The organism is Clostridium tagluense, assembly GCF_003865095.1.
In the GTDB taxonomy this organism is placed as follows: domain Bacteria; phylum Bacillota; class Clostridia; order Clostridiales; family Clostridiaceae; genus Clostridium_AD; species Clostridium_AD tagluense.
The window spans coordinates 1-10,413 of sequence record NZ_BHYK01000060.1 but is presented as its reverse complement, the minus strand read 5'-3'; the positions used below and the strand labels follow the sequence as shown (position 1 = coordinate 10,413).

Genomic DNA, 10,413 nt, shown 5'->3' with positions numbered 1-10,413 from the left:
AGTTTCTTTATTATATTTTTCAGGTGGAATTCCTTCTAAAATTAGTTGAATAAAATATTTATATTTGCCTCGAATGAACTTTCTAACTACTCTACAATATTTAATTTTATTTAATAATGATATATGTCCATATTCATCGTTTTTATTTATAATTATATCTATCCAAAGTCCATTCCATATTAATTTATTATCTACAAATCTAAGTCCAGTTTTATTTGATTTACCCTCAACACTACTCAGTTCACCATATTTTTTAAAATAAACTTTATTACATTTATGAAGCATTAATTGCCCAAAAGCATTAAAACATCTTGTCGCTATTTTTTGTGTAGTGAAGCTATCTATATTATCTTTAAAATGTTTCTGTATAAGCTTAACATACTTATGAAGTGAATATTCTGTCAAACCATTATTCTTATTTAATTTGTTAAATTCTTTATTACGTTCTTTGCCTTTTTTCATTTTAACTACTTTTCTATACTCCTTAGATTCTTTCATATAGTTATATCTTTTATATAATTCGCCTAGACAACTATTATAAATATTTCTACCTATTTCTAATCTTTTATCTAATATATCCTCTTGATATATTTCTGTTTCTAATTTTAATGTCAAAATATAACTTGACACAATATTCACCTCTCTTCACATACACATCTCTCCTAATGTTTAAATCTCTTTTCAATATTAGGTATTAAATTTTTTTCTTTTATATCTTGGACAAAATATAAAATTATAATTAATCAAAGATACAGTTGTTTCAGTTGTTCTATATTTATTTTTCATGAATTTATAATAGCATAGTTTATGTATTTTACAAATATATTATACACAAGCTATGCTATCCATCCCACACCTGAAGGAGTGGGCTTTCCGCACAAATATTGTAATTTTAACCCTACTATAACCATCTATTAATTTAACAAATATCTGATTTTTCTTCTTATCATCGTCACCAACTGAACTAAGGTATGCAACATGTCTAGAATCTGGAGACCATAATGGGTGTCTACAATCTATATCTCCAGTTGTTAAATCATTTCTAATTCTTTATGATATTTTCCATATACTAACTTTTCATTACTTACTATTAATTATATAAAACAAAGACTGACATCAGTATGTCAGCCTTTAAGTGAAGGTTTATTATTTTATAAACTCAATAACACTGCTTTTTGCATGATTTCTTTTACCATCCAATTTTTTGTGATTTAAGTCTCAAATTCCAGCTTAAATTTAATCCAAAAAATAACGAAAACCCCTGAATTCAAGGGTTTTACATTGTATCAAAATCATTATTAATAGTATTAAATAAGTTATTATACAACCTCATTGATACATGCTATTTTAAATGAAATTATCACTCAGTGCGTGATAATTTCATTTTAAGATTATTTTAATCCATATCATCATTTAATTTTTTTTGGATTTCAATAAGATTTCGTTCTCTTTCAAGTTCAATTTTCTATTCTTCCTCTAATTTTTTTTCATCTAACAAGTAAAGTTTATCAGCATATTTAGACTCATCTGAAATCTTCAGTTCAGAATTTTTAGCCACTTGTTTAACCTGAGCACCGGATATGTTAGGTTTGACAATACACCCAGCTCCAGCCACACAGCCACCCGGACACGCCATTCCTTCAAGGAGATATCCATCATACTTTCCTTTTATGGCATCATTGCACATCTCCCTACATTCTCTCAGTCCATCCGCAGCTTTAATCTTCACTTCTTGCCCTGGATGTTCTTTTTTTATCAAATCAGCTACAGCCTTAGCGACTCCGCCTGCAACAGCAAAGCCTCTTCCCGAACCAGTTGCTTCATTACTCAGGCTCTTATCTGTACCAATTATTTCTACTTCTTTGGCTTCCAATATTCCAGATAACTCCTCATATGTAATTACAAAATCAACTTCACTTTTTACGCTTTTTCTAGAAGCTTCTAATTTTTTCGCGCTACATGGCCCAACAAAAACAATCTTTGCATCTTTATGTTTTTCTCTCACAAGTCGAGCAGCAAAAACCATTGGAGTCAAAGTCATGGAAATATTTTCAGCATATTCAGGATACAATTTTTTAGCCATAACAGACCATGAAGGGCAACATGAAGTAGCCATAAATGAAAGTTTTTCAGGTACATTTTCTATAAAATCTTTTGCCTCATCAATTGTACAAATATCTGCACCAATTGCAACTTCAACAACATCTTTAAATCCAATTATAATCATTGCTCTTTTAAAATCATTAAATCCAACATTTTTACCAAACTGCCCCACATATGATGGAGCTACAATTGCAATTACTTCTTCCTTTTGATTAATTGCCTGAATTAGTTGAAATATTTGGCTTTTATCAGATATTGCTCCAAAAGGACAATTTACCATACACATTCCACAGCTAACACATTTATTATAATCTATTGATGCCCTGCCATATTCATCCGTATATATTGCATCCACCCCACATGCCATGGCACATGGTCGCTCATGTTTTATTATTGCTGAATACGGACACACTTTAGCACATAAACCACACTTTATACATTTTTCCTGATTAATAACACTTTTCCCATTAACTATACTAACTGCGCTTTTAGGACAAACTTCTACACAAGGGTGTGCTAGGCAGCCACGGCACATATTTGTAACTTCATAGCTATCTGTTGGACAAGAATTACAAGCAAATTTTATAATATTTACAAGTGGCGGTTCATAATATTTTGAAGGTTTTGTTGCCCCCTCTAGTCCCTCCGTAATTGCTCTTGCTTTATCACTTGGTCTTAAATTTAGTCCCATTGCCAAACGGATTCGCTCACTAACTATTGCTCTTTCAAGAAATGTACTTTCTCTATACTTACCCACATCTCCAGGAATAATCTCATATGGGATATTCTCTATTTCTTTTAAATTGTCTTCAAAAGCCATCTTACTTACGGCCGTGAAAACTTTGTGTCTAATATCAGCAAGTGTTTTATATTCGTATTTCATTGTAACTCCTTTTATGTTTTTATATTTATAAAAACTCCAAATATATATATATATATTCTTCGTTAGAATATCATATGGTAACAATTTAGTCAATTTTATTTATGTATTTATTTTACTTATTTAGTCCTCCTCAATTACAAAAGTAATTTCCACCCCCAACACATTCAAAAGTGAAAGATTTGTGATTCAACACATGATTAGGAATTCTTTTTTATTTAAATCAATTGCTAAATAACTTTATCATGACTGTACTTCTATTTCTAAAGAAATTAAAAAGTCCTTCCCAAATATGGTTAACAAGAAGTATTGCCATAAAATAAGATAATCCAATCTCTTTATTGCCATTAGAAAGACTTTTCATTGTATCAATATTATAGTTTATGTATGAGATAATTAGGCTAAACCCAAATTTTGATACAATTTAGCAAGAATAGATAATCAAAACATCAATACATCCTGATCTAATCGTTTTGCATATGTTGAAAAAGCTACGATATGTTAAATCCTGATTCTGGGTTTGATAGTAGTCTATCATTGCATATCCCAATTCCGGTTGATCTGCAATGAGTTGTCTAATGTTTTTTCGAATCTTCACACCAGCACCGGTTCCTTTTTCAACACGGACATAACCTACTACATGAGTTTTTCCTGGTGTTCCTAAATATCTACTCTGCTGATTTGGAAATGTGGGTGGTATAATGATTACATTTCTAGGATTCATGGTGAACTACCCTTTCTACCGCTAGTTTCGGTAGTGTTATGTTCGCTCTTAATAGCATTAATAGCAAGTCATTATAGATATTCAAACAAGATTACTTCCTAATATTAATGCAGATTCCACAAAATCATTGCCACTAAATTGCGCACATACTTTCACAATCCGGTGCCTTGATTTTAGCCTAATCATCATTAAATTTCTCTATAAAAACAACAAAGCCCTTTAAAATCAAAGGTTTTTATGTTAAATAAAGACTCTGTTTAAGAATAATGTTGAAATAGAAAGGCAACCTCTCAAGGCTGCCTTTCTTGCTTCATAGAAGAATTATGCGCAATAGTTACACAAATCTATGGATGTTCACTACAAATTAGAATTTATCAACATATTTATATACTTAAATGATATCTCAATGCATCTTCAGTAGGATTATCATAATACCCTTTAAAAGTTTCTACATTTCTGAAATCAAAATCACTAAATACTTTTTGCATTGGATAGTTTGTAACTCTTGTCTCTCCTCTAAAATCTTTCATTCCTTCTTTTTTCATCTCATTTATCATTGTTTCAAATAATTTATGTGCTAATTTTTCTCCTCTAAAACAACTTTTAGTTCCTATATTAGTAATTTTAACGTAATTTTTTTCTTTTCCCCAATTGAATATCATCAAGTATGCAATTAATTCATTATTTTGTTTCACTAAATAAATAATATTATGTTCTAAATCCCCTAAAATTTCTTGCCATAATTCATTATCCCAGCAATCTACTCCAAAACATTCTTTATCTAACTCTAACAATTCATTTTTATCTTTTAAATTAAACTTTACTATCTCCATAAATTGTTCCCCCTTTAAATTACTATTTATATTACTCAACTTTACACTGGAATTTATGGTTCTAATTCCTTAAATAAAAAGCGTAATGACATTACTGTTTTAGATATTTTATATTTACTTTCTAAAAATACTAACTTAGGATTTTCCACTAAGTTCAATCATAGAAATTAAATTAGACATTTTAGAAAAGTCTTTAGAATTTTCAAATAGTTTTTTTTCATCTTGGCTTAAAATAACTTCTTTTTTTACATCTAATAGTCTTGAAAGCACATCTATATTAAATTTGTATTTTTCAATCAATAGTTGCAACTCTTCCATCACATCTTTTTTAGTTATCATTTTTACATCTTCCATATTGATCACCTTTCTTTCAAAATAAATTACTATTTATCGGTATGATAAACAATTGTTAGTCCGTAATTTTTTACTATTGAACATAAAATTACAAGTCCGAATTAACTCCATTATACAACAAAAGGATAATATTGGCTATAATTGGTGTGTATGATTTTCAACACTACTCTTTGACATAGCCTAAATATAAATCTAATTCCGAAGTGAGATGGTTAGGGTAATTATTTTAAAGGAATGATGCGATTATGAGTAATGAAAGAAAAGTCACAAAAATTGAGAGAATACCTCTCATGCTACAAGTAAAGGTTGCAATATACTTCAGAGTCAGCAGGTTGCATGCTGACCAAATAGAAAGCCTTAACAACCAAATCCACCAATATAAGCAGATGGTTAATCGGCACCTTGATTGGGAACTAGTTGATGTATATGCAGATATTAAATCCTGGAAAAATACTACCGACAGGGTAGAATTCCAAAGAATGCTCTCAGATTGCTATGACCACAAAATTGACTTAATAATTACCAAATCAGTAAGTCGATTTGGACGCAATACAGTGGACATACTCGATGTTATAAATTGCGTAGCCTCCTTGTTGATGTGTACTTTGAGATTGAAAACATTAACACTTCAGAGACAAGTAAGACTTTTCTGTTGTCTATTCTTGAAGCAGTAGCACAAGCTGATAGTAAATCAAGAAGTCAAAATATTAGGTGGGGGATTCGCCGTGGCTTTGAGAGAGGAAACTCAAAATTTTATAATCGCAAGTGTTATGGCTATATTAATGCTTTGTATATACTAATTGAAAACTCCCCCACTTTATAGTTGAAATTTTCCTCCACCCTAATTTGCAATTGATAATTTTAATGTGGGTTGGCGAAGCGTACCATTTACATTGAGAGTGCATGTGGTAGCCTATACCTATTGCTAAGCAATTGTTTGCAATGACTTGGTTAATGGCCTATAACCATATGCACAGAGGCTCAATGTCAATGGCAACCCACATGTGCTATCAATTGATATAAGGGTGGGGGATTTTTTCGATTATAATATGGGGGAGTTTTCAGTTAGAAAATACAAAAGTCTCTTTAATTCCTTTAATTATATATTCATCTAATCTTTTAAAGTCTTTATCCTTTAGTACCCTAAGAACTATAACATATCTATTTTTATCATTAACAAGCACTATAGCTTTTCTCCTATAGACTGTTATTAAATTGGCATGCCACGAAAAAAGAGACTCTTCCTGTGGATGAGCCTCAGATTTAATATTTAATTGTTTTAATATTTTTTTTGTACATTGAATTAACATATATTATGGCTCCTAAAATAATTGTATTCTTTTATTCAGGATATACTTCACTGGTACAAAGACTTGGTGTAGTTCATCACTTGCGGCATAAAGAATACAAATAAGTAATGCAAAAACTACACCCCTATATCCACATACCCCACTTCTTCTCAAAACATTTATCACAAATACTCCAGAAACTAAATAAACAAACAAATGTGCATTTTTTCTTACCATGTGATCAAATTTTGCTATATTAAATTTTGCATTAGGTTTAACTTTCTCTATGGCTTTTATATTAATATTTGTTATTCCTGTACTCAGCTTACCTGACTGCGCTGCTGGCTGGGATGACAGTTTAAATATGAGCGCCATCCATAGGATAACAGCTATATATGATATAAATTTACGCATTTGTTTTATATTCATTTATTATCTATTCCTAACTTAACTTGTTCAAAGTAGCATATATTATCTTTATCCTATTGTCAATTTTATTGGAATTTAAAAGATCATCAATATATTCTATTGATAGTTCATCTTGAATAGATAATACTATGTTATTATAATCAACCTCATAGTCTAGCTTATTTTCCTTAATGTAACTTTGAATTTTTTCTTTTTCTTTATTACCACTATAAGCATAAGTAAAAATTAATCCTTCATTCATATGCCCTAACTTAGATTTAAAATTGTATATGAAAGAATTTTATATAAACACATCTTTATTAAAGAATAAAAAAAAGTCCTCTCCAATTTTATATTTCTTGCTTAAATCCTCTTCTTTAACCTTAAAATTATGGTATCTAGTTAACCATAAATATTTCTGTAACACATTTAGGTCACTCTCATTTCTTAACCTTGATTCTATAAGTTCTTTATGATTTTTCAAAAATTCATCTTCACAATATTCTATCCCTAAGACACTACAGTAATCTAGATAATCTATAAAATTTAAACCATCTAAGTCCCTAGTTATCTTTCCATAAAACTCAAAACTCAATGAACTGTTACCAATATTATTCTTTTTTAGATATTCAATTACAGAATCATCCACTAAAATTCGTGGATACAGTGCTTTTGTACTTTCAAGTTCATATGCTTTCACTAAAGCTTGTGAGAATATTATATTTTCATTTTCAAAATGGTTATCAATGCATATTGCTCCTCTTAAAAATATACCTTCAAGTACTAATTGAGCCTGTATACAAATAATCTGTTCTAAGAAACTTTGGATGTTACATACAATCCTCTCTTTAGATACATTGCTAATATCATAACTTATGCAAATACAATCTGAAAAAATTCTATAGCTAATATCTGATAAAAATCTATTTTCCTCCATAACCATCTCTATACTATTTGTCAATTTGTTTATAATAAGCATAGCATCATCAATACCTTGTTCAGCATTAGTTATTAATTGCTTAAATCCTAAAATATCCATGAAAGCTACTATGTGTTTTCTATACATATTTGTTTCCTCCAACTCAAATTATTAAACTTTTATTATTAAGGAAATTCTTTCTTGTAAAATACTGTCACTACCTCATGCTATCTTATCTAACATTACCTCACCCCATAATACCCAACATATAATTTCTAAGCACTGAACACTCAGGTCTTTTTGCTAGTCTTTGAAATTCATCAGTTATGAAAATATACTTCTATATATTTTCAGTAGTTCCCACACCCTGGCTATCGTTTTTCAATCTCTCACTTTTCTATCCTACTATATCCCTACTTATTCCTCATCAACTTTCCCATCTTTGATGCCCTTCCAGTTCCCTTTTTTAAAGCTTATTACAGAAGTTTCCTACTTAGTCATACTTATATGTAGCGCTAATCTTTACTACTTCTACAAAAGAATGATATTTCCTGCTTTATTTTGTAGGAAAATTCTATCAGAAAAAGGTCATTACTAGCAATTAAACTTCCTACCAGTGATGACCTTTTTCCTTCTGTTAATAACTATATTCACCAAAATCCCCACATAGGCACCAGGACTATCAATGATGACATCCTTAACCTGAGCTCCCTGGCTACCGCCAAGTCTTTTTTGTTTCTATTCTTTTTCAAACCTCTCAACGTTTCTACCGAGCTGCGCATTTATTTTTTTAGCACTTTTGTTTTTACATTCTTTTACAAGTACCTGTCACCCTAGTGTGTCACCCTAGTGAGGATGCTTACCGACGAACTTGAAAGAGTCCTGGAATGCCCGACCTGTAAATCTAATGGGAAATAAGTAAAAGGTGACCGTTGCACTATTTGTGGCACATATATTTTTAATTACTGCTCTAATTATTTAAATAAAAATATTGATGATTGCCCAAATGCTAATCCTGTTAATAGCAGGTTTTGTGAAATATGCGGTAAACCCACGTATTTTTTTGAAAAAGGCTTTTTAGATCCATGGCAAGAGGAATTTGATAATAAATTTATTAATATGCATTCTCAGATACGACATTCATTTTGTTAAAGTTAACATTTTTTGACCAACTCAACAATTATTTTTTAAATTTTCTTCAACTTTATTAAAATGAAAATATTATAACTAAATCCATGGGAATTTATTTTTTCCATGGCTTTAGTTATATTTTTTGATTTAATCTAAAATATACCCGCCAAGCCAATTTCTCAACATAACGAGTACATATCTTTTTATCATATACACTAAAATAGTATAGTCATTAATTATAACACTCATTTAATTTTTTGACAGTACAGGCGAAGCATGGTTTCCAATATGACTATAAATTAATATAATACACATATTTTTTCTCACTCTAACACTCTATCCATTTTTGTATAATAGGATTCAATTTAGAAGGATTAATATTAAGATCAATAACATTCTTTTTGTATAGTTTATCCAACTCATTTATAGTCAAAAATGCTAAATCCGTATCCTCTACACTTTTTAACAGATCTTCAAATTGTCCAATAACACACCACCTATTGTGTGCAAAACCAACTTGTCCTACACAATATAATAATTTTGCCTTTATTTCATTATTATTAATAAGTTGAAAAATTTCTTTACATCTATCTCCAATACTATCGGTATAATTAAATGCCCAACCTTGGCTAGTTGTATTGTCCACGTAAGTTTCAATAATTTTTAGAGTTAAATCCTTTTCTCTGTTATATAACTCTGAAATTGCTTCTAGCGGTATTTTCATTATCATTTCATGAATCCCATCTTGTTCAGTTTTTAAATCTATATTAATAAGTTTATCTATTAGTTGTTTCATGACGCTTTTAAAATCATTAGTTGATACTATTTGGTTTACTATATCCTCTAAATTATTCATATCGACTCCACCAATTAATATATTTATAGCTGAATTAAAAGTATTTCTTACGTCCTTAATATTTTGAAACCTATCATTAAGATTACTTTTTAGACACTTAGATACTACATAGTTTAATCCTTGTGGCAAAATATCTAAATCAACATTAAAGTCTATTGTTCCAGTTACACATTCATATAATATTTTACCTATGCTATATATATCAGTTCTATGGTCTACGTGTTTTGAATCATTCATTTGCTCTGGTGACATATATATAAATGTGCCCATTCCATATCCTGTTTTTGTTAACCTATTTGTCTCAGAATTCAACCTTAATCCTAATCCAAAATCACTAATAACTAAATCCGAATCTGAATTGACGAGAATATTTTCTGGTTTTAAATCCCTATGACAAACACCTTCATTATGAAAATACTCAACTCCATCAAATAATAAATTAAATATAATTTTTATTCTTGCATAATTACCTATTAGTTCATTTAAATGCCCTTTTAAACTTTTTTCATACAAAGGCATAACATAAAAGGGTTTATCTGTCTCTAAATTAGATGCTATGACTTTAACTATCGTTGGGTGATTTAGACTTTTGAGCATTCTTACTTCTTTTTTAAATCTTTTGGTTGAATCCTCGCTAGTATCTTTTAAAATTTTTAGTGCAAAGGATTCTTCACTTTCTATGCCATCAACAACACTTTTGCTTCTAAATACCTCCCCAAATCCACCTGGGTCACCAATTTGCTCATAAATATTATAAGAAGCCATAAACAATCCCCCCTTATTACAATTGAGCGTTCACGGAAACTCCTTAGTTCCTGTGATTACTCATTTTTAGTATCATTAATTTTTGTTGATTCCCCCACTTTTTTCGCATAAAACACTTGACAAGTTTGTAGAATTTTGCGGTCCTTCTCTT

Annotated in this window: 11 protein-coding genes and 2 pseudogenes; 1 reads left to right on the top strand and 12 read right to left on the bottom strand. The window is 29.9% G+C overall.

Annotated features, from left to right (window positions below):
- The 7 genes and pseudogenes from Ctaglu_RS23705 to Ctaglu_RS23680 all read right to left on the bottom strand — a co-directional run.
- Positions 1-630 (bottom strand): annotated as a pseudogene (locus Ctaglu_RS23705) (RNA-guided endonuclease TnpB family protein); the annotation flags it as partial.
- Between the two features lie 38 nt (positions 631-668).
- A pseudogene (locus Ctaglu_RS23700) lies at positions 669-786 on the bottom strand (IS200/IS605 family transposase); the annotation flags it as partial.
- A 679-nt stretch (positions 787-1,465) separates the two neighbouring features.
- The gene (locus tag Ctaglu_RS23695) at positions 1,466-2,986 is read right to left on the bottom strand and encodes a 4Fe-4S dicluster domain-containing protein (protein ID WP_125006398.1); all 1,521 of its coding nucleotides are present in this window, start codon (positions 2,984-2,986) and stop codon (positions 1,466-1,468) included.
- 421 nt (positions 2,987-3,407) lie between these two features.
- Positions 3,408-3,707: a hypothetical protein gene (locus Ctaglu_RS23690; RefSeq protein ID WP_125006396.1), complete on the bottom strand. Its 300-nt coding sequence runs from the start codon at positions 3,705-3,707 to the stop codon at positions 3,408-3,410.
- Positions 3,708-4,090: 383 nt separating this feature from the next.
- Positions 4,091-4,540, bottom strand: coding sequence for a GNAT family N-acetyltransferase (locus Ctaglu_RS23685; protein WP_125006394.1), 450 nt, complete (start codon positions 4,538-4,540; stop codon positions 4,091-4,093).
- A gap of 53 nt (positions 4,541-4,593) precedes the next feature.
- The gene (locus Ctaglu_RS26555) at positions 4,594-4,689 is read right to left on the bottom strand and encodes an HTH domain-containing protein (RefSeq protein ID WP_373861728.1); all 96 of its coding nucleotides are present in this window, start codon (positions 4,687-4,689) and stop codon (positions 4,594-4,596) included.
- Complete coding sequence (locus Ctaglu_RS23680) at positions 4,676-4,894, bottom strand: hypothetical protein (RefSeq protein WP_125006391.1); 219 nt, start codon at positions 4,892-4,894, stop codon at positions 4,676-4,678. The genes Ctaglu_RS26555 and Ctaglu_RS23680 overlap by 14 nt, the downstream gene beginning before the upstream one ends.
- A gap of 245 nt (positions 4,895-5,139) precedes the next feature.
- On the opposite strand from Ctaglu_RS23680, the gene Ctaglu_RS26550 reads away from it, so the two are divergent.
- Positions 5,140-5,568, top strand: a complete 429-nt coding sequence (locus Ctaglu_RS26550) for a recombinase family protein (RefSeq protein ID WP_125006389.1) — start codon at positions 5,140-5,142, stop codon at positions 5,566-5,568.
- A 387-nt stretch (positions 5,569-5,955) separates the two neighbouring features.
- Here the strand turns inward: Ctaglu_RS26550 and Ctaglu_RS23665 are convergent, their stop codons facing one another.
- From Ctaglu_RS23665 to Ctaglu_RS23645, 5 genes are all read right to left on the bottom strand, one after another.
- Complete coding sequence (locus Ctaglu_RS23665; protein WP_125006387.1) at positions 5,956-6,204, bottom strand: DUF6933 domain-containing protein; 249 nt, start codon at positions 6,202-6,204, stop codon at positions 5,956-5,958.
- Positions 6,205-6,216: 12 nt separating this feature from the next.
- Positions 6,217-6,612, bottom strand: a complete 396-nt coding sequence (locus Ctaglu_RS23660; RefSeq protein WP_233439935.1) for a VanZ family protein — start codon at positions 6,610-6,612, stop codon at positions 6,217-6,219.
- 13 nt (positions 6,613-6,625) lie between these two features.
- Complete coding sequence (locus Ctaglu_RS23655) at positions 6,626-6,853, bottom strand: hypothetical protein (protein ID WP_125006383.1); 228 nt, start codon at positions 6,851-6,853, stop codon at positions 6,626-6,628.
- Between the two features lie 39 nt (positions 6,854-6,892).
- Positions 6,893-7,657, bottom strand: coding sequence for a hypothetical protein (locus tag Ctaglu_RS23650; protein ID WP_125006381.1), 765 nt, complete (start codon positions 7,655-7,657; stop codon positions 6,893-6,895).
- A 1,312-nt stretch (positions 7,658-8,969) separates the two neighbouring features.
- The gene (locus Ctaglu_RS23645) at positions 8,970-10,262 is read right to left on the bottom strand and encodes a serine/threonine-protein kinase (RefSeq protein ID WP_125006379.1); all 1,293 of its coding nucleotides are present in this window, start codon (positions 10,260-10,262) and stop codon (positions 8,970-8,972) included.
- Positions 10,263-10,413: the final 151 nt, after the last annotated feature.